The following is a 25,490-nucleotide window of genomic DNA, read 5'->3' on the forward strand; positions in this document are numbered from 1 at the left end:
AGGCGCCGGCGCAGGAGGACGGCGCGGACGGCGGGGAGCACGTGCTCGACCCGCGGGGCGTTCCGGGGGACGGGTCAGGACCGCATGCGGACGACGCTACGGACGCGCCGCGGCGCCGTCGACCGGATTACCGGAGCGCCGCCGACGGCTCACCGGCCGGCTTCGCGCTCCGCCTTGCGCCGCTGGTGGGCCTCCCAGCGGGCGCGGTCGCGGGCCCGGGCGTCCTTGGTCCGCTCCCGGCGCTCGGCGCGCCGGCGGGCCCGGGCGAGCTCGCGCTGCTCGAAGGAGGGGTGCTGCTCCCAGCCGCTGGACAGCACCGCGACGCCCCAGAGGCACAGGCCGACGATGGCGAGGAAGGAGGCGAGGATCGGGTCGAGCAGCAGGAAGGCGGCGATCGAGCCGACCAGCCAGACCCCACCCCACCCGATCAGTCGCCGCGCCACGCCGTCCAGTATCCCCGTCCGCGGAGCGGACCCGGTCGCCGTACCAGGTCGCGGTCCGGGGCCGCTGGATCCCGACCTCCCCGGCAGGCCTTGATATCGGTGTCGCAGGTCCCTACGGTCGGGGGCAGCGGTTCAACAGTCAGCCGCGGCACCAGATGCCGGACTCCGCGTCGTGCCACGGCTGTCGTCGTGGCCCTCCGCACGGGTTCGCCTACCTCCGAGAGGCGCACCGTGACCGCTGCTCCCGTCCCCGACCTGGTCTCCATCGACGTGACCGGGTCCACCGCCACCGGCGTCCTGCTCACCGTCCGCGGTGAGGTCGACTCCTCCACCGCCCCGCAGTTGCGCGAGGTCCTGGACACGGCCTTCGCCGACGGCGTCCCGACGCTCACCATCGACCTCGACGCCGTGACCTTCCTCGACTCCGCCGGCCTGTGCGTGCTCGCCGGCGCCCACCGCCGCGCGACCGAGGCCGGCGTCGCCCTCCGGGTGCTCGCCTCCGGCCGGGCGGTCGTCCGGCCGCTGCAGATCACCGGCCTCTACGACCTGCTCACCGTCGAGCAGCCCGCGTCCGGCGCAGGAGTCGGCGCGGCCTGACGAAGGACCCCCTGCTCCCACCACTCGCAGGCTCGCGGCGGGACCCTGCAGGGGGGCCGTTCCAGGACGTCACCAGGGGCCACGGCGGAGCCGGCCCGGGACGCCGTCCTGACCCGCCGTCCTGACCCGCCGTCACGACGGACCCGCTCGACGATGGGTCCGTCGTGCGCGTCCGGAAGTTGGGGTCTGCAACCTGAATGCCCTGGTGGGGAGCCCGTCACCAGTTCAGGTCACCTACTGATCACGATCCGCGTGGGCACTGGACGGATCGGCGCGCCGTGCGCTTACAGTCTGCGGCCATGTGCCTCAGCTCACAGGCCGATGCCGTTCCACGGCGCGGCACACGACGGACACCGGCCGACCCGTCGGGGACGACCGCGGAGCGGCCCGCATGCTGAGCATCGACTCGCTGCGGGTCACCTACGGCGGCGCCGTCGAGGCCGTGCGCGGCGTGACCATGGAGGTCCCCGACGGCAAGGTCGTCGCGGTCCTCGGCAGCAACGGCGCCGGCAAGAGCACGCTGCTCCGGACCATCTCCGGGACGCTCCGGCTGCACCGCGGCCGCGTGGACGAGGGCTCGGTGCACTTCGACGGCGAGGCCCTCACCGGCCGCGACCCCGGCCAGATCGTCCGGCGGGGCGTCGTCCAGGTGCCGGAGGGCCGGCGGATCTTCGGCCGGCTCACCGTCGAGGAGAACCTGCGCGCCGGCGGGATGGGCAACCGGGACCGCGCCGCCAAGGCCGCCGCGCACGCCCGGGTGCACGACCTGTTCCCCGTGCTGGCCGAGCGCAGCGGACAGCGGGCGGGACTGCTCTCCGGCGGTGAGCAGCAGATGCTGGCCATCGGCCGGGCGCTCATGGCCAGCCCCAAGCTGCTGCTGCTCGACGAGCCCTCGCTGGGGCTGGCCCCACGGGTGATCGGCCAGATCGGCGAGGTGGTCGCCGAGATCAACCGGCAGGGCACTTCGGTGCTGCTGGTCGAGCAGAACGCCACGATGGCGCTGGGCGTGGCCGACCTGGCCTACGTCCTCGACGTCGGCCGGGTGTCGCTGTCCGGGCCGGCCGAGGAGCTCGCCCGCACCGACGAGGTGCAGCGGCTCTACCTCGGCCACGGCGACCCGGGGGCCTCCGGGCCGGTCGGCCGCCACTCCCGCCGCACGCTCTCGCGGTGGACGGCGTGACCGCGGCCGCGACCGAGACCCGCCCCGACGTCCCGCCGGTCGAGGTCGAGCACGTGAGCGTCCGCTTCGGGGCCATCCAGGCGCTCAACGACGTCTCCTTCACCGTCGCGCCGGGGACCATCCACGCGGTCATCGGGCCCAACGGCGCCGGTAAGTCGACGATGTTCAACGTCCTCTCCGGCGTCTACAAGGCCGCCTCGGGGGAGGTCCGGTTCGGCGACGTCCGGCTCGACCAGATGCGCCCGTTCCAGATCGCCGGGGTCGGCGTGGCCCGCGCGTTCCAGAACATCGCCCTCTCCGGCGCCCAGTCGGTGGCCGAGAACCTCATGCTCGGCCGCCACCACCTCACCAAGGCCGGGTTCCTCGCCTCCGGGCTGCGGCTGCCCCGCGCCACCCGGGAGGGGAAGGTGCACGGCGAGCGGATCCGGGAGATCGCCGAGTTCCTCGACCTCGGCGACAAGCTGCACACCCCCGTCGGCGTGCTGTCCTACGGCGACCAGAAGCGGGTCGAGGTGGCCCGGGCGCTGTGCACCGAGCCGCGCCTGCTGCTGCTCGACGAGCCGGTGGCCGGGATGAACGCCGAGGAGACCGGCCGGATGGCCGAGGCCATCCGGGAGATCCGCTCGGCGCTCGGCATCTCGATCGTCCTCGTCGAGCACGACATGGGGATGGTCATGTCCCTGGCCGACCGGGTCACCGTCCTGGACTTCGGACGCCGGATCGCCGACGGGACCCCGGCCCAGGTGCAGGCCGACCCCGAGGTCATCCGCGCCTACCTGGGCTCCGGCGACGACCAGGGGCCGGCCGAGGCCGCCGCCCACCACACCACCGAGACGCCAGGGACCACCTCGTGACCCAGTTCCTCTCGCTCCTGCTCAACGGGTTGTCGCTCGGCGCCATCTACGCGCTGATCGCGCTCGGCTTCGTGATCATCTTCAAGGCCAGCGAGGTCGTGAGCTTCACCCACGGCTCGCTGCTGCTGCTCGGCGCGTACTCGATCGCGCGGCTGTCCGAGCCGCTGGGCTTCCTGCTCGCCGTGCTCGTCGGCCTGCTGGTCACCGCGCTGGCCGCGTTCCTGATCGAGCGCTTCATCATCAACCGGCTGCGGGGTGCGCCCGTCATCAGCCTGGCGATCGTCACCATCGGCGTCGACATCATCCTGCTGACCGAGCTGATCCGGCGGATCGGCCCGGACATCCTCAACGTGCCGCACCCGTGGGGCGGGGAGTCGGTCCGCATCGGCGGCATCGGGATCACCCAGAACCGGCTGATCGCCATGGTCGTCGCCGGTGTCCTGATCGTCCTGTTCTTCGTGGCCTTCAAGTACTCGAGCTGGGGCGTGGCCATGCGTGCCTCGGCCGAGGACGGCGAGACGGCGGCGCTGATGGGCATCCGGCAGGGCCGGGTCTCCGCGCTGGCCTGGGTCGTCGCCGGCGTCCTGGCCGGGGTGGCCGCGCTGTTCCTGGTCGGCAGCCCGACCCCCGGCGTCAGCTCGGCGGTGTACGCCACCGCGCTGCGGGCCTTCCCGGCGGCGATCCTCGGGGGCCTGGACTCCACCGGCGGCGCGCTGGTGGGCGGGCTGCTCATCGGGCTCGCCGAGACCTTCGCCGCCGGCTACCAGGAGCACCTGCTCTTCCTCGGTCGCGGCTTCGGCGAGGTCGTCCCCTACGTCGTGATGATCGCCGTCCTGCTCGTCCGGCCCTCGGGGCTCTTCGGCACCAAGGAGCTGACCCGTGTCTGAGCAGACCGTCTCCCGACCGTCGGGGGCCTCCCGCGCGGCGTCGTCCGCACCGGCCCGGCCGACCCGCACCATCCGCCGCGGCACCGTGGTCAAGTGGGTGCTGATCGCGGCGCTGCTGGTGTTCCTGCTGGTCTTCCCGTTGTACTTCGACGAGTTCTGGCTGCGCACCGGCTTCGCGGTGTTCGGCGCCGCCATCGGCGCCATCGGCCTGAACCTGCTCGTGGGCACCACCGGCCAGCTGTCCCTGGCGCACGCCTTCTTCCTCGCCGTCGGCGCGGTCAGCTACACCTACATCTCGGGGGAGTCCGGCGGGCTCGGCACCCGGGCCGCACTCGAGGGGCTGGGCCTGCCGCCGATCGTCGGCATGGTCGTCGGCGTCCTGCTCGCCGGGCTGGCCGGGCTGGTCTTCAGCCCGATCGCGGCGCGGCTGCGGGGCATCTACCTCGGCGTCGCCTCGCTGGGCCTGGTCTTCATCGGCGTCCACGTGCTCAACACCTGGACGCCGGTGACCGGCGGCTTCAACGGCCGCGCGGCGCCGGAGTTCTCGCTGTTCGGCTTCACCTTCGGCAACAGCGACCCGCAGCTGTGGGTGCTGGGCGTGCCGTTCCGGGAGGCCGAGCGGCTGTGGTACCTCGGGCTGGTCCTGGCCCTGGCCGCCTACGTCTTCGCCCGCAACCTGCTGCGCAGCCGGCCCGGCCGGGCGCTGCAGACGCTGCGGGACAGCGAGGTCGCCGCGTCGGTCATGGGCGTCAACGTGCAGGCCTACAAGGCGCGGGTGTTCCTGGTCAGCTCGATGTACGCGGGCCTGTCCGGGGTGCTCTACGCGCTGTCCATCGGCAGCATCGCCCCGGAGTCCTTCACGCTCGTCGTCTCCATCCAGTACCTGGCGATGATCGTGCTGGGCGGGCTGGGCTCGGTGGGCGGCGCGGCGCTGGGCGCGCTGTTCGTCACGGCGCTCCCGCTGCTGTTCCAGCAGTACGCCGACGTCCTGCCGCTGGTCAGCGCACCGGGCCAGGGCGGCATCTCCGCCGGTTTCGCCGCCCGGTTCCTCTACGGCGCCGCGATCATCCTCGTCGTCCTGTTCGAGCCCGCCGGGCTGGCCGGCATCGCGCAGCGCGTCACCCAACGCCTCCGCCGGGGCCGTGCGCCCGCTCGCGGCGGGGTGACCACCCCACCCCCGGAGCAACCCGGCTCCGCACCGACCCCCTCCGTCCGTCCATCGCAAGGGAGCGACACCAGATGAGAACAGGCAAGGCACTGCGCACGACCACCGCGGTCGCCGCGGCCGTCGTCGTGGCGACCGCCGGCTGCAGCACGCGGGCACCGGAGTCCGGCGGCGGCGGAGGGGGAGAGGGCGGCTCGGGCGGCGAGGTCCTGACCGACGTCGGCATCGAGGGGACGACGATCACCCTCGGCGTCCTCACCGACCTGACCGGGGTGTTCGCCGCGCTCGGCCAGGACATCACCAACGCCAACACGCTGTTCTGGCAGGACAACCAGGTCTGCGACACCTACACCGTCGAGCTCGACGTCCAGGACACCAACTACGTCCCGCAGACCGGCGTGCAGCTCTACAGCGGCATGGAGCCCAACATCCTGGCGATGCAGCAGACGATCGGTTCGCCGATCAACACCGCGCTCGCCCCGGAGTACGAGGCCGACCAGATCGTCAACTTCCCGTCGGCCTGGGCGCGCACGCTGACCGAGATCCCCGGCACCGGCGTCGTCGGCGCCACCTACGACGTCGAGCTGGCCAACGGCTACTCCTACCTGTTCGACCAGGGGCTGCTGCAGGACGGCGACACCGTCGGGCACATCTACTTCGAGGGGGAGTACGGCGAGAACGGCCTGGCCGGCAGCGAGGCGGTGGCCGAGGAGCGCGGGCTGACGATCATCCCCCAGCAGATCAAGTCGACCGACCAGGACATGACCGCGCAGATCACCCAGTTCGCCGCGGCCGGGGTCGACGCCATCGCCCTGACCGTCGCGCCGACGCAGACCGCGTCCGCGGCCGGCGTGGCGGCGGCCCAGGGGCTCAACGTGCCGATCATCGGCAGCAACCCGGTGTTCGCGCCGGGTCTGCTGCAGGGGCCGGCCGCGCAGGCGCTCAAGGACAACCTGTACGTGGCCAGCCCGGTGTCGGCCTTCGACGCCCAGCCCGAGCTGCTCGCGCAGTACCAGGAGGCCTACCCGAACGTGCAGCCGAGCCTCGGCGTGCTGGTCGGCTACGGCATGAGCGCGATCATGAAGCAGGTCCTCGACGCGGCCTGCGAGAACGGTGACCTCACCCGAGCGGGCGTGGTCAACGCCTTCAACGAGCTGCAGGACGTCGACACCGGCGGCCTGGTCGTCCCGATCGACGGCTTCGAGACCGGTCGCTCGCCCAGCCTGCAGAGCTTCATCCTGCGGCCGGCCGACGTCCCGGGTGGCGCCACCGTCGTCCAGGAGGCGTTCGAGGGCGAGTTCGCGGAGGGCCTGCGCTGACCCTGCGGTGAACCTCCGGCGGCGCCCCCTCCTCCCGGAGGGGGCGCCGTTTCGCTGCGGGAGCCGGCCCGCGGATCGGTCCGACGTCCCCGCGTGCTCCCACCAGCGTGGGGGCGCGCCGACGGGACCGAACCGTTGACGCCACGGTGACGCTCCCCGGGTAGGTGTTGCCCGGTGAGCGTCACCGACGTCCTGCAGGTGCCCGGGCTGACGGCGGCCGACGTGGCGGCCTCGCTCGCCGAGCTGGCCGAGGCCCGGGAGCGGGTCTACTACGACGCCGATGCCGATGCCGCCGCCGCGGACAGCTACTACGGCGAGGTCGCGCCCGAGCGGTTCGGGGACCTCGTGACGCGCACCCACGTGCGCAAGCCGGCATACAAGCCGGCCAGGGAGCTGTACCCCTGGGTCGACCTGCAGCCCACGGGGAAGCTCCGGAGCCTGTACACCAGCCACGAGTGGGACCCGGAGGAGCTGATCCGCGCCGACCTCGCCATCGCCGAGGCCCGCGCCCAGGAGCTGACCTGCCGGCTCGGTGTCCCGGAGGCACGGGACGCCTGCGAGGTGCTGGGCGAGGTGGAGGATGCGTTGCCGTTCAACTGCGAGCACGTGGTCCCGCAGAGCTGGTTCACCAGACGGGAGCCGATGCGCGGAGACCTGCACCACCTGTTCGCGTGCGAGACCCGCTGCAACGGCTTCCGCGGCAACACCCCCTACGACGAGTTCACGGACTTCCCCGAGCCGGCGGCTGGCCTGGCGCTCGACGTGGTGCGGGACGACTGCGGCAAGAGCGGGGCGAACCGGTTCGAGCCGGCACACCGCAAGGGACCCGCCGCCCGGGCCGTCCTCTACTTCCTCCTGCGCTACCCGGGTCTGGTGGAAGTCGACGAGATGCCGCCGGAGCGGCAGCGGGTGCTGGTGGCCTGGCACGAGGAGGAGCCGGTCACCGAGTGGGAGCGCCACCGCAACGCCGCCATCTCCGAGCGGCAGGGGAACCGCAACCCCTTCATCGACCACCCCGAGCTGGCCCGCCGCCTGCTGCCGCTCCTGGGACCGCCGGGGGGTCCTTGAGAGCCGTGCCCGACGACGGCCGGCACGGGGAGCCGTCGAGACCGCCCGACCCCGGCTGCACAGGAGAACGGAGTCCGCCATGACCCATGGGCTCGTCATGGACGTCCCGGCGCCGATCGAGTTCTACGACGCCGTGCACGCCGAGGTGGCGCGACGCAGCACCGGCGGGATCGACGGCATGCTGCTGCACGTCGGCCGGCCCACGACCAACGGCTTCCAGGTGCTGGAGATCTGGGAGTCCAAGGAGAAGTGCGACCGGTTCTTCGCCGAGGTCGTCGAACCCGCCACGGCCTCCGTGTCGGGCGGCCAGGCGGCCCCCGGCCAGCCGGTGGTGGAGGAGTTCGAGCCGCGTGGCCTGGTCGTCCCCAGCGCGGCCATCGCCTACTGACCGTCCGCTGGTGTACCGGAGCCTCCCGGGCGTGGCGGGTCCGGCCGTCGTCACGACGGCCGGACCCGCCACCTCCGTCGGGCCTCGGCCCCACGGGCATCACGCGCGGGTGGTGCGCACGCCCCGGTCGCTGTAGCAGCGGTGCGTGCGCGTCGCGATCGGCAGGGGCACGTCCGGGGACGCGGGTACACGCCGTGTGCCACGATCGCCATCAGCGGGACGCCGAGAGCGTCGAGGTCCGAGAGCAGCGCGGGCACGTCCGGTTCCCCCTGGGCCGGTTCGACCATCGCGCGGTTCTGCACGGCGTCGGCGAACGACATCCCCTCGGCACGGACCCGCTCCAGGACCTCGTCGTTCGCGCTGCGGCGCCCGTGTCCGTCGTGCACGACCTCACCTCGGTCCGGCAGGACGTGCCGCGCATGGCCGAGCTGGCGGTCCGGGCCGTCGTCGAGCGGCTGGATCCCCCTGCGCGTCGACCGGAGGACGTCGCGCTGCCCCGGCAGCTCGTGATCCGCGGCACGACGTCCCCCACCCCGATGACGAGGTCCCCGGACCGGACGAGTGTGGAGGCGCGTCCCGCTAGAGCCGGCCGCGGTGCGCGACCGGCAGGAGCCGGACGGCGAGCAGTCCGGTGAGTGCCGCGGCGACGCCCAGCGGCACCCAGGCCGGCGCCGAGCGGGTCGCGGCTGCCATCAGGAACGGGACGGCGAAACCCAGGTAGGCGCAGGCCAGGAAGACCGACGTCAGCTCGCCCCGGCGGGTGGGCGCGGCCAGGCGGCCGGTGACCGTGAGCCCGGCCGCCAGGCACAGGCCGCCGCCGGACCCCAGCAGGGGTGCCGCGGCCAGCAGCCACGGCCAGGCGCCGGTGGCCACGAACAGCGCCGCGGTCGCGTACCCCACCGCACCGAGGGCGGCGCCGGTGACGGCGGTCCACGACCCCAGCCGGCGCTGCAGCCCGGCGACGAGCGTCCCCGCGCCGAGGGTGATGCCGGCGAGGACGCCCGTCACGGCGACCCCACCGGCCGGCAGCTCGCCGAGCAGCGGGACGGCGGAGATGACCGACGACGGGAACGCGTAGACGCAGACCGCGACCGGGGCCAGCACGGTGGCCGCGAGGCCCAGGCTGCCCGGCGGCAGCAGCGGGACGGCGGGGTCGCCGTCGTCCCGCCGTCGACCGGGCCGCAGGACGACGGTCTCCGGCACCCGCACCGCCAGCGCCAGCCCCACGGCCACCAGCACGGAGTGCAGCAGGTAGGGCAGCACCGTGGGCGCCGGCGCGAACTGACCCAGCAGCCCGCTGGTGAGCGGACCGAGCGAGAAGCCCGCGGTCATCGCGACCGCGGCCCGCCGCCCCCCGGCCCCCTCCCCGGAGGCGGCCGACAGCTCGGCGACCCAGGCGCTCGCGACGCTGAACACCACGCCGCTGACCACGCCCTGCAGGAACCGGGCGGTGAACAGCAGCGCCAGCGACCCGCCGGCCGCGGCGAAGGCCAGTGACGCCAGCCCGGCGAGGACGACGCCGGGGAGGGCGACGCGGCGGCGGCCCAGCCGGTCCGAGAGCGGGCCGGCCAGGAACAGCGCCGGGACCAGACCCGCGGCGTAGCAGCCGAACAGCGCGGTCAGCACCTCGGCGGAGAGGCCGAGCCGCTCCTGGTAGACCAGCAGCAGGGGCGTCGGGACGTTCGTGCCGGCCGCGACCGCGAACAGGGTGAACACCGCTCGCCTCCAGGCCACCGCGGCAGGCTACGGAGAGCGCGCCGACTCCGCGCGCGACGTGCGGAGAGGCCGCCGCGACACCGCCGTCCGCCCGGGGGCAGACTCACGGGTGCCGACGGCGACGAACGAGGAGGACCCCGTGCGCGATGCGGTCATCTGTGAGCCCCTGCGGACCCCGGTGGGCGGCTTCGGCGGCTCCCTGCGTGACGTCCCGGTGCAGGACCTGGCCTCGACGGTGATCCGGGCGGTCATGGAGCGCACCGGGTTGCCGCCGGAGTCGGTCGACGACGTCCTGCTCGGGCACTGCTACCCGACGATGGAGGCCCCGGCCCTGGGCCGGGTCGCCGCACTCGACGCCGGGCTGCCGGTGACCGCGTCCGGGCTGCAGATCGACCGCCGCTGCGGCTCGGGCCTGCAGGCGGTGGTCTACGCGGCGATGGCTGTGCAGGCCGGCTCGTCGGACGTCGTGCTGGCCGGTGGCGCGGAGTCGATGAGCAACGCGCCGTTCTACTCGACCGCGATGCGCTGGGGCGTCAAGGCCGGCCCCGGCGTGCTGCTGGCCGACGGGCTGGCCCGCGGCCGGGTGACCGCCGGTGGTCAGCACCACCCGGTGCCCGGCGGGATGCTGGAGACCGCGGAGAACCTGCGCCGGGAGTACAAGATCCCCCGGGAGGAGCAGGACGAGTACGCCGTGCGGAGCCACCAGCGCGCCGCCGCGGCCGCCGAGGCGGGCCGGTTCGCCGAGGAGATCGTGCCGGTGACGGTCAAGCAGCGGAAGGGCGAGGTCGTCGTCGACCGCGACGAGCACATCCGCCCCGACTCCAGCGTGGAGACCCTCGCCAAGCTGCGCCCGATCCTGGGCAAGGAGGACCCCGAGGCCACCGTCACCGCCGGCAACGCCAGCGGGCAGAACGACGGCGCGGCCGTCTGCGTGGTCACCAGCCCGGAGAAGGCCGCGGAGCTGGGGCTGCGGCCGCTGGCGCGGCTGGTCTCCTGGGCGGTGGCCGGGGTGCCGCCCAAGACCATGGGCATCGGGCCGGTGCCGGCCACCGCCAAGGCGCTCGCGCTGGCCGACGTCAAGCTGGCCGAGGTGGACCTGATCGAGCTCAACGAGGCCTTCGCCAGCCAGGTGCTGGCCGTCACCCGCGAGTGGGGCTTCACCGACGCCGACTTCGAGCGGACCAACGTCAACGGCTCCGGCATCTCCCTGGGCCACCCGGTGGGTGCCACCGGCGGGCGCATCCTGGCCACCCTGACCCGTGAGATGGCCCGCCGCGACGCCCGCTACGGGCTGGAGACGATGTGCATCGGCGGCGGCCAGGGCCTCGCCGCCCTGTTCGAGCGGGTCTGAAGAAGCACCACCCTTCCCCCGCGCCTCGTCGAAGGACCCCGTCCAGCCCCACCCCTCGCAGGCTCGGGGCGGGGCTGGACGGGGCCTGGCGGGCCCCCACCTACAGGAGTCCGTGCATGTCCGTGCCCACTGACCAGCAGCGCGTCGCGATCGTCACCGGCGCGGCGCGCGGCATCGGCGCCGCCACCGCGCAGCGGCTGGCGCAGGACGGCTTCGCCGTGGCGGTGGTCGACCTCGACGAGTCCGCGACCGCCACCACGGTCCAGGCCATCGAGGCCGCCGGCGGCCGCGCCCTGGGGGTCGGGGCCGACGTCGGGGACGCCGACCAGGTGCAGGCCGCCGTCGAGCGGGTCGTCGCCGAGCTCGGCCCGCCGGTGGTGCTGGTCAACAACGCCGGGGTCACCCGCGACAACCTGCTGTTCAAGATGACCGACGTCGACTGGGACCTCGTCATGCACGTGCACCTGCGCGGCTCGTTCCTCATGACCCGCGCGGTGCAGCAGCACATGGTCCAGGCCGGCTGGGGTCGGGTGGTCAACCTGTCGAGCACCTCGGCGCTGGGCAATCGCGGGCAGGCCAACTACGCCACCGCCAAGGCTGGGCTGCAGGGCTTCACCAAGACCCTCGCCCTCGAGCTCGGCAAGTTCGGCGTCACCGCCAACGCGGTCGCCCCCGGCTTCATCCAGACCGAGATGACCAGGGCGACCGCCGAGCGCATCGGCCGCGACTGGGAGGAGTACGTGACGGAGCGGGCCGCGGCGATCCCGGTGCAGCGCGCCGGCACACCTGCGGACATCGCGCACACCGTCTCGTTCCTCGTCAGCGAGGAGGCCGGCTTCGTCTCGGGCCAGGTCGTCTACGTCGCCGGCGGCCCCCGCACCTGAGCGGACCCTCCGCCCCACCCCGCTCGCAGGCCCGCGGCGGGACCCTGCGGAGGGCCTCAGGACGACGGGTCGCGGTCGGGGTAGCGGGCGCGGGCCAGCGCGTACACACCGAAGGCGCCGAACCCGGCGGCGACCGCGCCCAGCAGCCCGGGGCCGGCGCCGACCGACGCGATGGCGGTCATCGCGCCGTCCAGGCCGGTGGCGGAGGAGACGTCGGCGGTGACGGCCGCCCGCCACAGCAGCACGCCGACCAGGCCGAACGCGACGCCCTTGGCGACGTAGCCGACCCGCCCGGCTGCCTCGATCAGCGGCTCCCAGCGGTCGGGGGCGGTGGGTAGGTCGATGTCCTTCATGAAGCCGCCGGTCAGCCCCCGCACCAGCGTGTACAGCCCGACGGCGACCACCCCCGCAGCGACGGCGAGGACCAGCGCCGCCCCGCCCGGGACCTCCAGGGTCTCGCCGGTGAGCTCCCGGAAGCGCTCGTCGGCCTCGTACTCCAGGCCGAGGGCGAACAGCAGCGCGGTCGCGCCGAGCACCGCGTAGACGGCGGCCTTGGCCAGGCACTTCGCGCAGACGAACGCCGTCCGGACGACGTGTTGCCGGTCGAGCAGCCCGTGCCACCACCGCAGCACCTCGCCGCCCTGCCACAGCGCCAGCGCGAGCATGCCCAGCCCGATCAGCCAGAGCAGCACCGTGCCGCCGGGCGTACCGGCGACCGTCTGCAGGGCGCCCGTCTGGTCGGCGTCGGTGCGGCTGCTCCCGCGGGCCAGCTGCACCGCCAGCCAGCCGATCAGCAGATGCAGGACGCCGTAGGCGACCAACCCCACCCGGGCGACCGCCTCGAGCACCGGGTGGTCGGTGACCTCGCGGGCGTTCTCGACCAGCCGGTGGATCCGGCCCCCCTGCAGGAGAAGGACCCCGTCCTCCTCACCGTTCGCAGGCTCACGACGAGCCTCTGGACGGGGCCACGAGCGGTGGGGGGCAGGGGGGTCCTCCATCAGGTGCGCTCGGGGTAGCGGGCGCGGACGAAGCAGTAGGCGCCGAAGGCCGCGATGCCGATCGCGACCAGGGTGAGCAGCACCTTGCCGAAGGGGGCGCCGAGGATGGTGCGCAGCGCGCCGTCGAACCCCGTGGCCCGGGCCGGGTCGAAGGTGGCGGCGGCGTAGACCAGCAGCCCACCGACCACACCGAGGGCGACGCCCTTGGCGGGGAAGCCGGCCTGCCCGAGGCGGGTGACCAGGCGCGTCGTCTGCGGCGGGGCCTGGCCGAGGTCGACCTCCTGCAGGAACCGCTTGGAGACGCCCTTGTGCACGAGGTAGACGCCCACGCCGATGACGACGAGGCCGATCAGCCCCACCAGCCAGCGCCCGGCGGGCCAGCCGAAGACGCCGGCCGCCTGTTGCTGGCCCCCGCCGCCACCGCCGCTGGTGGCGGTGCGGATCGCCAGGACGGCCAGCGCGGTGTAGAGGACGGCCTTGGCAACCGCCTTGACGGTCTTCTCCACGGCCTTCTTCCGGGCGTCCCCGGACGACGACAGCCGGCTGCGCCAGCGCAGCACCTCGGCCGCCTGCCAGGCCGCGAGCGCGATCAGCCCGACGGCCAGCAGCCACAGCAGCGGCCGGCCCAGCGGCTGCTCGGCCAGCGTGGCCAGCGCGCCGGCCTGGTCGGCGGACTGGCCGCTGCCCCCGCCCCAGGCCAGCTGCAGCGCCAGCCAGGCGACCAGCAGGTGCACCAGGCCGTACGCGATCAGGCCGATGCGCGCCAGGTGCTCGAGGGCGTCGCTGTCGCCCGCCCGGCCCGCGGCTCCCGCCGCCCGCCCCGTCGTCCCGCCCATGGCCGGCTCCTCCCACCCCACAGCACCGTCCCCCTGGGGGTGATCAGCGTGGCACAGCGGGGTCCCCGCCGCCGGGTCCGCGCTCCGCCCTCTTGCTGCGCCGGGATCGGCGATCTCGCCCGGATGGCCCCGTCCAGGGGCTCGGCGCGAGCCCAAGCGGTGACGGGGTCCTTCAGCCCACGGGGTGCCGGGCGCGGGCCAGGCAGTACACCGCGAAGGCGGCCAGCCCGACCGCCACCCCGGTCAGCACCCAGGCGCCGTGCGGCTGGGCGGCCACCGCCCGCAGCGCGCCGTCCAGACCGGTGGCCCGCGCCGGGTCGAACGTCGCCGCCGCCCAGGCCACCATCGCGCCGACCAGCACCAGGGCCACCCCCTTGAGCACGAAGCCGGCCTGGCTGGCCCGGTGCGCCACGGTGCAGAGCGCGGGGGAGACCGTGGAGAGGTCGATCTCGTCGAGGAAGTCCGACCGCAGGCCCTTGCGCACGTGGTAGACGCCGATGGCGACGACGGCTGCGCCGATGGCGACGACCAGCAGCTGGCCGCCGGGCCAGGCGAGCACGCCGCGCACCGCCCGGGTGTCCGCTGCGGGGTCGCTGCCGCGGCCGAGGGCGACCCGGGCCGCCGAGACGGCGAGGAAGCCGTAGGCCAGCGCCGTCCCGACGGTCTTGACCAGCTGCACGACGGCGCGCCGCCGGACGGGGCCGGGGGCGGGCAGCCGGCGGTGGTGGCGGAGCACCTCGACGGCCTGCCACACGCACAGCCCGGCGAGCCCCGCGGTCAGCAGCCACAGCAACAGCGGGCCGACGGGGGAGTCCGCGACCAGCGCCATCGCCCCGTCCTGGTCGACGGCGGCGCCGCGGTCGGGCGGCTGCGACCGTCCGGCCTGCCAGGCCAGCTGCAGCGCCAGCCAGGCGACCAGCAGGTGCAGCAGCGCGTAGCCGACCAGGCCGACCCGGGCCACCGTGCGCAGTGCCGCGCTGTGAGCGGCCCGGTGCGCCAGGGGCGTACCCGCCGTCCGATCCGCCTCGGTCGCCACTCCGCCCCCGCTCCGCCGGCCGCGCAGCTGCGGCACACCTCGCAGGGTGACACGGCTCGCGCCGGGACGCCCGGACGGTGGGGGACACTCTGGGGCGTGGCGAGCGGTGCAGCGATGACGGCGGTGGAGCGGACCAGTCCGGAGCAGGCCCGGCGGGCGTGGCCCCGGTGGCTGGCCGGTGGGGTGGCGCTGCTGGTGGTCGCGGCGGTCGGGGTGTCCTGGGCCGACGGCGGTGCGCGGCTGGTGCTGGGTGTGACCGGCGCGCTGGCCGCCTGGCGCGGTGGGCAGCTGGCGGCCGGGAGCGGCTCCCGGGCGCGGGGGTGGGCGGTCGCCGCCGCCGGCGTGCTGGCGATCGCGCTCGCCTCCGCCTCCGCGGGTCTGGCGAGCTGGGGGCTGCTCCTCGCCGTCCCGGCCGGGCTGCTCGTCGGCGCGCTGACCCTGCTCGGCCGCGGCGGGGCGGTGCGCCGCAGCGGTCAGGCCGCCCTCGTCTGGTGGGCGCTGGTCACCGGTCTGCTGGTGGTCACCGGGCTGGTCGCCGGTTGGGCGCGGGCGGCCGGCGGCGCCACCGTCGTCGGGGCGCTCGGCCTGGGCGTGCTCGGCGTCGTGCTGCTCGTCGGCTCCTCGAGCCTGCGCGCCATCGCCGCGCAGCCGGCACCCGTCCGGCCTGCCGCCTGCGCCGGGTGCGCCTGCGGCGCCGGGGGCTGCGGCATCCCGCGCTGAGTGCCCGACCCGGCCGGGCAACGCCCGGTCCGGTACCGGTTCACCCCCCGCCCGGCGGGGCACCCCTCCGGCCGTGAGCGGACACGTCTTCGTCGTCGGGGCGGACCTCCGGCGGCTGGTGTGCGACGACGTCCTCGTACCCACCGACCGGTCGCTGCGGGTCACGCCCGAGTGGCGGCGGCTGCTGCCCGACGACCTCGTGGGCAGCGAGGACCACGACGGCGTCTGCCTCGACCTCGGCTGGGGCGGCGGCGAGCGGGTGCTCGAGGTCCCCGACCGCCGCGCCGGCGAGCCCGGGCGGCAGCTGTGGCTGGTCGACACCGTCGACGAGCGCGAGCGGGACCCCGAGGACGCGCTGCGCTGGCTGGTCGACGGCGCGCGGGAGGCGCTGGCCGCCGTCGCCCGGCGGGAGGTGCCGACCCCGGTGCACGGCCGGGCCCGCCGGCTGGTCGCGCTGCCGGCGCTCGGGACCGGCTGGGGCGGGGCGGCCGGGCAGCGCGGCACGCTGCTGCAGCGGCTGCTGCCGGTGCTGCGCGAGGCCGCGGACGCGCACGACTTCGACGTCGCGCTGGTGCTGCGCGGGCCCAGCGACCTGGCCGCGGCGCAACGGGTCCGCCGGGGCGAGGCGGGCAACTGGGACCTGCCCGGGCGCCTGTGGGAGCTGGCCGAGGACCTCGGCGAGCGGGCGGGCCGCGGGCAGCTGGCCGTCTTCGTCGGCGCGGGGGTGAGCGCCGCGGCGGGCCTGCCCACCTGGGAGCAGCTGCTCGACGAGCTGGCCGAGCGGTCGGGGCTGGACGACGCACTGCGGGCCGGGTTGTCCCGGCTGCCGGCCCAGGACGCCGCCGCGCTGCTGGCCCGCGAGCTCGGCCGCGAGCAGCTGGAGACCTTCGTCAAGGAGCGGTTCGGGCCCGGGCACTACGCGCTGGCGCACGCGCTGATCGCCGACCTGCCGGTGCAGGAGTTCGTCACCACCAACTACGACCCGCTGGTCGAGCTCGCCGCCGCCGACATCGGCCGGAACCTCGCGGTGCTGCCCTTCGACGAGGCCGCCCCGGGCCGGCCGTGGCTGCTCAAGCTGCACGGCGACGCCGCGCACCCCGAGAGCGTCGTGCTCACGCGGGAGGAGTACCTGCAGTTCGGCGACACCCGCGCGGCACTGGCCGGGGTGCTGCACTCGCTGCTGCTCACCCGGCACGTGCTCTTCGTCGGCACCTCGATGCAGGACGACGACCTGATCCGCATCGCCCACCAGGTGCGCAGCGCCACCCGGGCCCCGGGCGCGGCACCGCGGCAGCGCAGCGGCACGGTGCTGGCACTGCTGGAGGACCCGGCCCGCGCGCGGCTGTGGGAGCAGGACGTGCAGACGGTGGCGATCGCGCCGGCCGACACCCCACCGACCGAGGCCGCCCGGCTGCTGGAGGTGCTGCTGGACTGCATCGGCTGCCTGTCCACCCCACCGACCGGCTACCTGCTCGACCCCGCCTACCGGGGCATGCTCTCCGACGAGGAACGGGCCCTGGCCGAGGCGCTGCAGCAGGTGGAGCGCACGGTGCCCGAGGGGGCGTCGTCCTCGGCGGTCGGCGAGGTCACCGCGCTGCTGCGCCGGCTCGGCTCGCAGGTGTGCACGCCCGGCGAGCCGCCGTCGGACGAGGCCAGCGCCCCGCGCGACGACCGTCTGCAGCAGCAACGCCCGGGCTGACGGAGGACCCCGTCCTCCTCACCGTGAGAGGGCCTCGTCCTCCCCACCCGCCCGCAGGCTCGGTGTGGGACCCGGGACGAGGCCTGCGGCGAGCCTCGCTCGGGACGGTGCCGTGGCGGGCGCCTGGGGAGCGACGGATGTCGCACGGAGCGGCCGTGTGGGGAGACGCGGGCCTGGGCAACGGGACCGGGTGCGCCGACCCCGACTCGAGAACAGCCCGCTCCTGATCGCCAAGGGCTACGGCTGGCTGCCCGACGCCCGGCGGGCGCGGGGCCGCCGCACCGTCGCCGCCCGGCTCGGCGGCCTGCCCGTCCTCGGCATCGAGGGCCCCGACGCGGCCCGGTTCCTCTACGACGAGGACCACGTGCGCCGCTCGCACGCCATCCCGGAGCCGGTGCAGGGCACGTTGTTCGGCAAGGGCGCCGTGCACACCCTCGACGGCGAGGCGCACCGCACCCGCAAGGCGATGTTCGTGGGTCTGCTGATGGACGGCGACCGGATCGCCGTCCTGGTCGACGCCGCCACCGCCGCCTGGGACGCCGCGGTGCCCGGCTGGGCGCGCCGCGGGGAGGTCGTGCTCTTCGACGAGGCCGCCGAGGTGCTCACCCGCGCGGTGTGCGACTGGGCCGGCGTCCCGCTGTCCGACGACGAGCTGCCCTCGGTGGCCCGGGACCTGACCGCGATGGTCGACGGCTTCGCCACCGCCGGACCGCGGCACTGGCGGGCCCGCCGGGCGCGCGGCCGCCGCGAGGCGTGGCTGGCCCGGTTGGTGGAGGACGTGCGCGGCGGCGTGGCGACGGTCCCCGACGGCTCGGTCGTCGACGTCGTCGCCCGGCACCGCGACGCCGACGGCGAGCGGCTGGACCCGCACACCGCGGCGGTCGAGGTGCTCAACGTGGTCCGGCCGACCGTGGCGATCAGCTGGTTCGTCTCCTTCTCCGGGCACGCCCTGACCCGCTGGCCGCAGCACCGGGAGCGGCTGGCCTCGGGCGACCCCGCCTTCGCCGAGGCGTGGGCGCACGAGCTGCGGCGGTTCTACCCGTTCGCGCCGTTCATCGGCGGGCGCGCGCCGCGCGAGGTCGAGTGGGACGGCGAGCGGGTGCCGGAGCACTCGATGGTGCTGCTCGACCTGTACGGGCAGGACCACGACCCGGAGCTGTGGGGCGACCCGTACGCCTTCCGGCCCGAGCGGTTCCTCGACCGCGAGATCGGCGCGTTCGAGCTGGTGCCCCAGGGCGCCGGTGACCCGCGCACCAACCACCGCTGCCCGGGCGAGCAGGTCACCGTCGCCGTCCTGTCGGCGCTGGCCGTGCGGCTGGCCCGGCTGGAGGCCGACGTCCCGCCGCAGGACCTGTCCATCTCGCTGCGGCGCATCCCGGCCAAGCCGGCCAGCGGCGTGGTGCTGCGGGTCCGCAAGACCCGGTGAACCGGGACCGTTGCGCAGCGTCACCGGCGCACCGCGAGCGGCCGCGGGGTGTCACCAGCGCGTGGTCTCATCGCAGGGCCGTACGGACGAGGGGGGCGACATGGGCAGGTGGCTGGCGCCGCTGGTGGGCGTGGTCGGGCTGCTGACGCTCGTCGCCGGCGTGGTCTGGGCCGAGCTGGACAGGGACACCATGGGCGGTGTGCCGCTGGTCGGCGTCGGCGGCGTCCTGCTCGTGGCCGCGGCCGTCGTGGCCGCCTCCGTCGAGATCGCCACCCGCCGCCGGGACGCGCTCCCGCGCCACTGACCGGCCGGTCCCCGGCGAGCGGCCGCCTGCAGGCGGGAGGACCCCGTCCTCCCCACCCCTCGCACGCTCGGGGCGAGCCTCGGGACGGGGCCAGATGGCGGAGGTGGTCCTCCCTCAGGCGAGGCGGGCGAGCTCCGCGGGCAGGTCGCCGGGGGAGAGCACGCCGAGCCGTTGGGTGGCCCGGGTGAGCGCCACGTAGAGGTCGTTGTGCCCGCGCACGCCCTCGTCGAGGACCCGCTGCGGGTCGACGACGAGCACCGCGTCGAACTCCAGGCCCTTGGCCTCGCCGGGGGTGAGCACCACCGGCCCCTGCGCCGAGTCGGCCTCGGGTCCCGACGTCACGCCGTCCAGCCGGGCTGCGACCGCCGCGGCGACCTCGTCGACCCGGCTCCCGGGGACGACCACCGCGGTGGTGCCCTCCTGGGCGGCCCACTCCGCGACCACCTCGGCGGCCCGCGCGGCCAGCCCGGCCTCGCCGGTCACCTCCGCCCAGGGCGGCGCGGTGCCGGGCCGGACCGAGCGCGGCGCGCTCGCCCCGGTACCGCCCGCGGCGAGCACGTCGCCGGCGACGGCCATGATCTCGGCCGGCGTCCGGTAGTTGACCGTCAGCTCCTCCAGCCGCCATGCGTCGCCGACGTGCGGGCGCAGCGTCTCGTCCCACGCGGCGGCGCCGGCCAGGGTGCCGGTCTGGGCCAGGTCGCCGACGGCGGTCATCGACCGGGTCGGGCAGCGGCGCACCAGCAGCCGCCAGGCCATGGGGGAGAGCTCCTGCGCCTCGTCGACGACGACGTGCCCGAAGGTCCAGGTGCGGTCGGCGGCGGCCCGCTCGGCGGTGGTGCGGGTGTCGAGCGCGCGTTGCCGGTCGGCCAGCTCCTCGGCGCTGATCAGGTCGCCGGCGCTGAGCACCTCGGCCTCGAGGTGCTCGTCCTCGAGGTCGATGGAGCGCGAGCCGTGCAGCACGTCGAGCGTCTCCTGCGCCTCGGCCAGCCGGCGCCGGCGGTCCCGCTCGGCGCGGGCCCGCTGCGCGCTGTCGTCGAAGCCGAGCAGCTCCTCGGCCTCCTCGAGCAGCGGGACGTCGGCCGGCGTCCACGCCGCTGGGTGGGTGGGAGCAGGACGAGGCCGGTGCAGCAGCGCGCGCGTCGCGTCGTCCCACCCCGGGGTGGCGGCGGCGACGCGGGCCGGGTCGGCGAACAGCTCGGTGAGCAGCCGCTCGGGGGTGAGCACCGGCCACAGGTCGTCGATCAGCAGCCGGACGGCGGGCTCCTCGGCGACCTCGCGGCGCAGCGCGGCGGTGTCCTCGCGGTCGAACAGGTCCGCGCCGCCCTCGATGCCCGTCCCGATGCGCTCGGCGTAGCGCCGGGTGAGCAGGTCGACCACGCGGCGGGCGAACACCGGCCGGGCCAGGTTGTGCAGCCGCTCGGCCTTGCGGGCGGCGTTCTGCGCCCGCTTGACGTCGATCGGCCGCAGCCGCAGCGCGAACCCGTCGACGGTCACCTCGCGAGGGCCGTCGGGCACCACCTGGCGGTCGGCGACGGCGCGCTCGAGCACCCCGACCATCTCCAGCCGGCCCTTGACCGCGGCGGTCTGCGGCGACTCGGTGCCGCGGGCGTCGAGGCCGGGGCGCAGCTGGCCCAGCCCGGCCAGCAGCACGCCCGTCTCGCCGAGGGAGGGCAGTACGTCGGCGATGTAGCGCAGGAACGTCGGGGTGGGGCCGACGACGAGCAGGCCGCGGCGGGCCAGCCGTTCGCGGTACGTGTAGAGCAGGTACGCCGCGCGGTGCAGCGCGACCGCGGTCTTGCCGGTGCCCGGCCCGCCCTGGACGACGAGCACGCCCCGGTCGTCGGCCCGGATGATGCGGTCCTGCTCGGCCTGGATGGTGCGCACGATGTCGGTCATCCGGCCGGTGCGCGCGGTGTCGAGGGCGGCCATCAGCGCGGCCTCGCCGGTCAGGCCCGACCCGGCGACCCCGTCGGTGAGCACGCCGCCCTCGAGGACCTCGTCGTCGAGCCGGACGACGGTGCGCCCGCGGGTGCGGATGTGCCGGCGGCGCGCCACGCCCAGCGGGTGCACCGGAGTGGCGGTGTAGAAGGGCCGCGCCGCGGGCGCCCGCCAGTCGACCAGCGCGGGGTCGCCGCCGGCGTCGTCGGCGGCCAGGCCGATCCGGCCGATGTAGAGCGGGCCGTCGTCGGTGCGGTCGATGCGGCCCACGCACAGGCCCGCCTCGGCGGCGTCGAGGGCGGTGACCCGCTCGGTCTGGAAGCGGACCGTGGCGTCACGCTCCTGCAGCGCCTGCGGGTCCACCGCGGGCCAGGAGATGGCCTGCTTCAGCCGCCGCTCGGCCAGGTCGCGGGCGGCGTCCAGGCGGCCGTACAGCTCCCGGACGTACTGCTGCTCGGTCTCGATCTCGGGGTGGGGTACGACCTCGGGCTGCGTCGTCGGCACTGCGCGTCTCTCTGTCGGCACTCGTCTGCGGGAACAGACGAACGTCCATGGTGCCCGCGCATTCCCGGTGCCGGGTCCAGGTGCCGCCGTGCGGTCGGCCACGCACCGGACGCGGGTCCACCCGGCGGGCGAGCGCGGTGGCGGTGCCGCGTCGGACCGCCGTCGGCACCACTCACCGCCGGGGCGTCGGGCGCACCGGTACGGGCGACGGCGGCTTCACGGACTCCAGGCGGAGCAGGGTGGTCACGCGGGACGCGCCGATCCTGGGCAGCGTGCGCAGCACCTCCTGCAGCTCACGGGTGTCGGCGGCGGCCACGTGGAGGAGGACGTCGTCGGCCCCGGTGACGGAGTCGGCACGCAGGACGCCGGGCAGCCGGGCCAGCTCCCGCGCGAACCGGGCGTCGCCCTCGGGCGTGTGCTCGCGGAGCACGACGAGGACGAACGCCTCGACCCGCAGGCCGACCTGCTCGTGGTCGACGACGGCGTGGACCCCGGTGAGCACGCCGTCCTGACGCAGCTGCTGCACCCGGCGCAGCGTCGCGGCCGGGGACAACCCGATCCTCCGGGCCAGCGCCACGTTCGGCAGGTCACCCTGCTCCTGCAGCTGGCGCACGATCGCGCAATCGAGGTCGTCCAGAGGGCGCACGAGCCGACGATAGTTGCGTCTCCAGCCCCGGTGGCGACGAGTTCGTTGTTACCGACGGCAGGCGTCCCGCAGGCTCGACGGCCATGAGCCCCTCTCCGCTGGTCCTCGACGCCGCCGCCGTCGACCGTCGGCTGCCCGGTGTGGCCGCCGTCCGCGCGGCCCTGCGCCGGGCCTTCGCCGAGCTGGCGGGCGGCACGGCCGCCCAGCCCCCGCAGGTGCGGCTGCCCCTCCCCGACGGGACGAGCGACGTGATCGTCTACCCGGGGGCGCTCTCCGGTCAGCGGGCCGCGGGCGGAAAGCTGTCGCCGTACCTGGCCGCCCGACCGGCCGGGGAGCGGGTCACCGCCTGGACCCTGCTGCTCTCGACCGACGACGGGCAGCCGCTGCTCCTGTGCGACAGCGCCCGCCTGACGGTCGAGCGCACCGCGGGCACGACCGCGGTGGCGGTCGACGCCCTGGCCCCGGCGGACGCCGGCACGCTCGCCGTCGTCGGTGCCGGGACGGTCGGGCTGGCCCACCTGCGCCACGTCGGCGACGTCCGGGCGTGGCGGCGGGTCGTCGTCAGCTCCCCGGCGCTCGCCGCGGGGGACCCGGCGCGGCTGGCGGCCCTGCGGGCGTTGCCGGTCGAGGTCGAGGTCGCTCCCGACGCGGCCACGGCCGTCCGCGACGCCGACGTCGTCTGCCTCTGCACCTCGGCCGCGCGCCCGGTGGTGGACCTCGCCGACACCCGCGAGGACGCTCTCGTGACCTCCCTGTCCACCAACGCCCCGGGCGCCCACGAGCTGGCTCCCGAGGACGTCGCCCGCTGCGCCGTCTACGTCGACAGCCGCGCCGGCGCGTCCGTGGCCGCGGGCGAGCTGCGACCACTGGTCGAGGCCGGCCGCGTCGAGGTGCTCGCCGACCTCCCCGAGCTCGTCACGGGGACCGCACCGCCGCGCCCGCCGGGCCGCGCGTTCTTCCGCTCGGTCGGTCTCGGCATCGAGGACCTGGCCGTCGCCGCCCTGCTGATCGACCCCGGAACGGAGTCCGCATGACCACGCCCCCGCCCTTCGCCGCCTTCGAGCTGGAACGGTGGCAGTCCGACTGGGAGCAGCGCGTCGACGTGAACCTCGCCGACAGCGGCGTCGACCCCGTGCCGCTCGGCGAGCTGCTCGACGGCGACCTCGGCCCGCTCGCCGGGCACCCGCTGCACTACCCCGAGGTCAACGGCACCCAGCGGCTGCGCGAGCGCATCGCCGCCCTCCACCCCGGCTGCCGGCCCGAGCAGGTGCTCGTCACCGTCGGCGCGGCCGAGGCCAACAGCCTCGTCGTGCAGCTGCTCGTCGGGGCCGGCGACCGCGTGGCGGTGATGACGCCGGGCTACCAGCAGGTCCGCGGGCTCGCCGCCAACGCCGGTGCCCACGTCGTCGACCTGCCGCTGCAGCAGGAGCAGGGCTGGCGCCCCGACCTCGACGCGCTCGCCGACGCCGTGCGCCCCGGGACGTCGCTGGTCTCGATCAACACGCCGAACAACCCGACCGGCACCGTCCTCACCGAGGCCGAGCTGGACGCCGTCGTGGCCGCGGCCGAGCGGAGCGGGGCCTGGCTGCACTCCGACGAGGTGTACCGGGGATCGGAGCTCGACGGTCCCGAGGCGCCGAGTGCCTGGGGGCGGTCCGACCGGGTGCTCGTGGTCGGCAGCCTGTCCAAGGCGTACGGCCTGAGCGGGCTGCGGGTCGGCTGGGTCGTGGGACCGCACGACGCCGTCGAGGCGCTCTGGCGGCGCCACGAGTACGCCGCCATCGCCACCGCCAGCCTGTCGATGCTGCTCGCCGAGCGGGCGCTCGAGCCCGCCACCCGCTCCCGGCTGCTCGACCGGCAGCGGACCCTGGCCCGCGCCGGCCGGCGCACCCTGCTCGACTGGGTCGCGGCGCACCCCGACCTCGTCGCGCTCGGTCCCCCGGCCGCGACGGCGCTCGGCCTGCCGCGGCTGCTGCGGCAGACCGACTCGGTGGCCGTCGCGACCGCGATCCGGGACCGGGCGGGCGTGCTCGTCTGCCCGGGCGTGTACCTGGGCGCCGAGGGGCACCTGCGGCTCAGCCACGCGCTCGACCCGGCCCGGACCGCGGAGGCGCTGGACCGGGTCGCGGAGGTGCTGACCGCGCTGGGTGCGGCCTGACCGCGGTCGGTCAGCCCGCCAGGTAGGGGATGGTCTGCGGGCCCTCGGGGAGGTAGCAGACCCGCGCTCCCGGACCGTGCCGCTCCACCGCCTCGGCGATCGAGGCGGTCAGGTCCGCGGTGGGGGTCAGGTGGGCGGCGCGCACCGCGTCGGGGCCCAGTCCGTCGCAGTACAGCTGGACGTCGGCCTTGCCGAGGATGCGGGCCAGGATCTGCACCTGCCACTGGTCGGGCACGCTGAACCCCTCCGAGGAGATCAGCTCGATCAGCCCCGCCGGGTCGTCGGCCGCGCCGAGGACCTCGGCGAAGGAGCCGTGGTCGGGCAGGCCGTCGGCGCACTCGGCGGCCACCAGGACGCTGCCGCCCGGGCGCACCACGCGCTCGGCGGCGGCCATGCCCTTCACCGCCTGGTACAGGTTCTGGTCGAGCGGGAAGCCGGAGTTGGTCGTGACGACGACGTCCATCGGCTCGGGCACGGCGCGCATGGCGGCGGCGCGGGCCAGCTCGCAGGCGCGGGCGTGCATCGTGAACAGCTCGCCGCAGACGACGTGGGTGATCCGCTTGGCGCGGTCCAGCAGCACGTCGAGGGCCAGGTGGGGAGGGGCGAGCGCCGCGCACGCCCGGATGTCGCGGTGCACCGGGTTGTCCTCGACGACGCCCCAGGTCGCCAGCGGGCTCCCGATGCGGGTGGCGTCGTGCAGCACCATCACGGTGTCGATCCCGGCCAGGCCGGGGGCGACCATCTTCGGCCCGCCGCTGAAGCCGGCGAAGAAGTGCGGCTCGACGAACCCGGTGGTGATCCGCAGGTCGGCCTCGACCCACAGGGTGTTCAGCTCCAGCGGCACGCCGTCCCCGGCGGTGCCCAGGGAGGTCAGCGAGCTGCGGTCCCGCGCGTCGTGGTTCACGACCCGGCACCGGGACAGCACGTCGTCGCCGAGCATCTCGCGCAGCTCCTCGGCGGTGTTGCCCCGGTGCGTGCCGGTGGCCACGAGGACGACGACCTCGCACCCGGGTGCGGCGGCGTCGATCTCCTCCAGCAGGGCGTGCAGGACCGGGCGGCGCGGCTGGGCCCGGGTCCCGTCGCAGACGGAGATCGCGACGGTCATCCCGGGGCGCACCTGCTCGCGCAGCGGCGGCACCCCGAGGGGGTCGCGCAAGGCGTCCCGCAGGGCGGTCGCCGGGTCCGCCAGCGCCGGGTCGTCCTGCGGGGTGATCACCAGGGCGCCGTCCTGCAGCGGGACGTCGATCGCGCCACGGCCGTAGGCGAGGGACACGGTCGGGGGTGCAGCCGTCATCGGACCGTCCTCCATCTGCCGGCGGGGCGTCGGCCGGCCGGGCGGCGACCGACGACGGCAGCCTAGCCACGACCCCACC

The 25,490-nt window shown here is 75.6% G+C and carries 25 protein-coding genes; 17 read left to right on the plus strand and 8 right to left on the minus strand.

Going from position 1 to position 25,490, the window contains the following annotated elements; all coding sequences use genetic code 11:
* Positions 1–149: 149 nt before the first annotated feature.
* Positions 150–443, minus strand: coding sequence for a hypothetical protein (locus ACI79G_RS12530; RefSeq protein WP_456881456.1), 294 nt, complete (start codon positions 441–443; stop codon positions 150–152).
* A 231-nt stretch (positions 444–674) separates the two neighbouring features.
* On the opposite strand from ACI79G_RS12530, the gene ACI79G_RS12535 reads away from it, so the two are divergent.
* The 9 genes from ACI79G_RS12535 to ACI79G_RS12575 all read left to right on the plus strand — a co-directional run bounded on the left by ACI79G_RS12535 (position 675) and on the right by ACI79G_RS12575 (position 8,536).
* Positions 675–1,040 carry an STAS domain-containing protein gene (locus ACI79G_RS12535; protein ID WP_456881457.1) on the plus strand — a complete coding sequence of 122 codons (366 nt, stop codon included), beginning with the start codon at positions 675–677 and terminating at the stop codon, positions 1,038–1,040.
* Between the two features lie 391 nt (positions 1,041–1,431).
* Positions 1,432–2,220, plus strand: a complete 789-nt coding sequence (locus ACI79G_RS12540; protein WP_456881458.1) for an ABC transporter ATP-binding protein — start codon at positions 1,432–1,434, stop codon at positions 2,218–2,220.
* Positions 2,208–3,074 (plus strand): ABC transporter ATP-binding protein, encoded by an 867-nt coding sequence (locus tag ACI79G_RS12545; protein ID WP_456881459.1) that lies wholly within the window; start codon positions 2,208–2,210, stop codon positions 3,072–3,074. The genes ACI79G_RS12540 and ACI79G_RS12545 overlap by 13 nt, the downstream gene beginning before the upstream one ends.
* A complete protein-coding gene (locus ACI79G_RS12550) occupies positions 3,071–3,961 on the plus strand; it encodes a branched-chain amino acid ABC transporter permease (protein ID WP_456881460.1) in 891 nt (296 codons plus the stop codon). The genes ACI79G_RS12545 and ACI79G_RS12550 overlap by 4 nt, the downstream gene beginning before the upstream one ends.
* Entirely contained in the window at positions 3,954–5,204 is a 1,251-nt protein-coding gene (locus tag ACI79G_RS12555; RefSeq protein ID WP_456881461.1) for a branched-chain amino acid ABC transporter permease, read from the plus strand. The genes ACI79G_RS12550 and ACI79G_RS12555 overlap by 8 nt, the downstream gene beginning before the upstream one ends.
* The gene (locus ACI79G_RS12560; protein ID WP_456881462.1) at positions 5,201–6,445 is read left to right on the plus strand and encodes an ABC transporter substrate-binding protein; all 1,245 of its coding nucleotides are present in this window, start codon (positions 5,201–5,203) and stop codon (positions 6,443–6,445) included. Before ACI79G_RS12555 ends, ACI79G_RS12560 begins: the two co-directional genes overlap by 4 nt.
* Before the next feature lie 174 nt (positions 6,446–6,619).
* A complete protein-coding gene (locus ACI79G_RS12565) occupies positions 6,620–7,513 on the plus strand; it encodes an endonuclease I family protein (RefSeq protein ID WP_456881463.1) in 894 nt (297 codons plus the stop codon).
* 79 nt (positions 7,514–7,592) lie between these two features.
* On the plus strand, positions 7,593–7,901 hold the full coding sequence (locus ACI79G_RS12570) for a hypothetical protein (protein ID WP_456881464.1): 309 nt from the start codon (positions 7,593–7,595) through the stop codon (positions 7,899–7,901).
* 380 nt (positions 7,902–8,281) lie between these two features.
* Positions 8,282–8,536 carry a substrate-binding domain-containing protein gene (locus tag ACI79G_RS12575; protein WP_456881493.1) on the plus strand — a complete coding sequence of 85 codons (255 nt, stop codon included), beginning with the start codon at positions 8,282–8,284 and terminating at the stop codon, positions 8,534–8,536.
* Here the strand turns inward: ACI79G_RS12575 and ACI79G_RS12580 are convergent.
* Positions 8,481–9,635 carry an MFS transporter gene (locus ACI79G_RS12580; protein ID WP_456881465.1) on the minus strand — a complete coding sequence of 385 codons (1,155 nt, stop codon included), beginning with the start codon at positions 9,633–9,635 and terminating at the stop codon, positions 8,481–8,483. The genes ACI79G_RS12575 and ACI79G_RS12580 overlap by 56 nt on opposite strands.
* Positions 9,636–9,756: 121 nt before the next feature.
* Between ACI79G_RS12580 and ACI79G_RS12585 the strand changes: the two genes are divergently transcribed.
* On the plus strand, positions 9,757–10,968 hold the full coding sequence (locus tag ACI79G_RS12585) for an acetyl-CoA C-acetyltransferase (protein WP_456881466.1): 1,212 nt from the start codon (positions 9,757–9,759) through the stop codon (positions 10,966–10,968).
* A 116-nt stretch (positions 10,969–11,084) separates the two neighbouring features.
* Positions 11,085–11,852 carry a 3-oxoacyl-ACP reductase FabG gene (fabG, locus tag ACI79G_RS12590; RefSeq protein ID WP_456881467.1) on the plus strand — a complete coding sequence of 256 codons (768 nt, stop codon included), beginning with the start codon at positions 11,085–11,087 and terminating at the stop codon, positions 11,850–11,852.
* 56 nt (positions 11,853–11,908) lie between these two features.
* On the opposite strand, the gene ACI79G_RS12595 is transcribed toward fabG, so the two are convergent.
* From ACI79G_RS12595 to ACI79G_RS12605, 3 genes are all read right to left on the minus strand, one after another.
* The gene (locus tag ACI79G_RS12595) at positions 11,909–12,700 is read right to left on the minus strand and encodes a DUF1206 domain-containing protein (RefSeq protein ID WP_456881468.1); all 792 of its coding nucleotides are present in this window, start codon (positions 12,698–12,700) and stop codon (positions 11,909–11,911) included.
* Between the two features lie 149 nt (positions 12,701–12,849).
* Positions 12,850–13,686, minus strand: a complete 837-nt coding sequence (locus ACI79G_RS12600) for a DUF1206 domain-containing protein (protein ID WP_456881469.1) — start codon at positions 13,684–13,686, stop codon at positions 12,850–12,852.
* 172 nt (positions 13,687–13,858) lie between these two features.
* On the minus strand, positions 13,859–14,758 hold the full coding sequence (locus tag ACI79G_RS12605) for a DUF1206 domain-containing protein (protein ID WP_456881470.1): 900 nt from the start codon (positions 14,756–14,758) through the stop codon (positions 13,859–13,861).
* A gap of 60 nt (positions 14,759–14,818) precedes the next feature.
* Between ACI79G_RS12605 and ACI79G_RS12610 the strand changes: the two genes are divergently transcribed.
* The 4 genes from ACI79G_RS12610 (at position 14,819) to ACI79G_RS12625 (ending at position 18,871) form a co-directional block, all read left to right on the plus strand.
* Entirely contained in the window at positions 14,819–15,442 is a 624-nt protein-coding gene (locus tag ACI79G_RS12610; RefSeq protein WP_456881471.1) for a hypothetical protein, read from the plus strand.
* 73 nt (positions 15,443–15,515) lie between these two features.
* The gene (locus tag ACI79G_RS12615) at positions 15,516–17,141 is read left to right on the plus strand and encodes an SIR2 family protein (RefSeq protein ID WP_456881472.1); all 1,626 of its coding nucleotides are present in this window, start codon (positions 15,516–15,518) and stop codon (positions 17,139–17,141) included.
* Between the two features lie 190 nt (positions 17,142–17,331).
* Positions 17,332–18,567, plus strand: coding sequence for a cytochrome P450 (locus tag ACI79G_RS12620; protein WP_456881473.1), 1,236 nt, complete (start codon positions 17,332–17,334; stop codon positions 18,565–18,567).
* 100 nt (positions 18,568–18,667) lie between these two features.
* Positions 18,668–18,871 carry a hypothetical protein gene (locus tag ACI79G_RS12625; RefSeq protein ID WP_456881474.1) on the plus strand — a complete coding sequence of 68 codons (204 nt, stop codon included), beginning with the start codon at positions 18,668–18,670 and terminating at the stop codon, positions 18,869–18,871.
* 114 nt (positions 18,872–18,985) lie between these two features.
* On the opposite strand, the gene ACI79G_RS12630 is transcribed toward ACI79G_RS12625, so the two are convergent.
* A complete protein-coding gene (locus ACI79G_RS12630; protein ID WP_456881475.1) occupies positions 18,986–21,313 on the minus strand; it encodes a HelD family protein in 2,328 nt (775 codons plus the stop codon).
* A gap of 172 nt (positions 21,314–21,485) precedes the next feature.
* Positions 21,486–21,959 (minus strand): Lrp/AsnC family transcriptional regulator, encoded by a 474-nt coding sequence (locus ACI79G_RS12635; protein WP_456881476.1) that lies wholly within the window; start codon positions 21,957–21,959, stop codon positions 21,486–21,488.
* 83 nt (positions 21,960–22,042) lie between these two features.
* Here ACI79G_RS12635 and ACI79G_RS12640 point away from each other — a divergent pair, with 83 nt between their 5' ends.
* Together ACI79G_RS12640 and ACI79G_RS12645 are read left to right on the plus strand one after the other, a co-directional pair.
* Positions 22,043–22,993 (plus strand): ornithine cyclodeaminase family protein, encoded by a 951-nt coding sequence (locus ACI79G_RS12640; RefSeq protein WP_456881477.1) that lies wholly within the window; start codon positions 22,043–22,045, stop codon positions 22,991–22,993.
* Complete coding sequence (locus ACI79G_RS12645) at positions 22,990–24,117, plus strand: aminotransferase class I/II-fold pyridoxal phosphate-dependent enzyme (protein ID WP_456881478.1); 1,128 nt, start codon at positions 22,990–22,992, stop codon at positions 24,115–24,117. Before ACI79G_RS12640 ends, ACI79G_RS12645 begins: the two co-directional genes overlap by 4 nt.
* Before the next feature lie 10 nt (positions 24,118–24,127).
* Here ACI79G_RS12645 and larA read toward each other — a convergent pair whose 3' ends face one another.
* Positions 24,128–25,411, minus strand: a complete 1,284-nt coding sequence (gene larA / locus ACI79G_RS12650; RefSeq protein ID WP_456881479.1) for a nickel-dependent lactate racemase — start codon at positions 25,409–25,411, stop codon at positions 24,128–24,130.
* Positions 25,412–25,490 lie beyond the last annotated feature (79 nt).

Source organism: Geodermatophilus sp. SYSU D00779 (genome assembly GCF_054050595.1).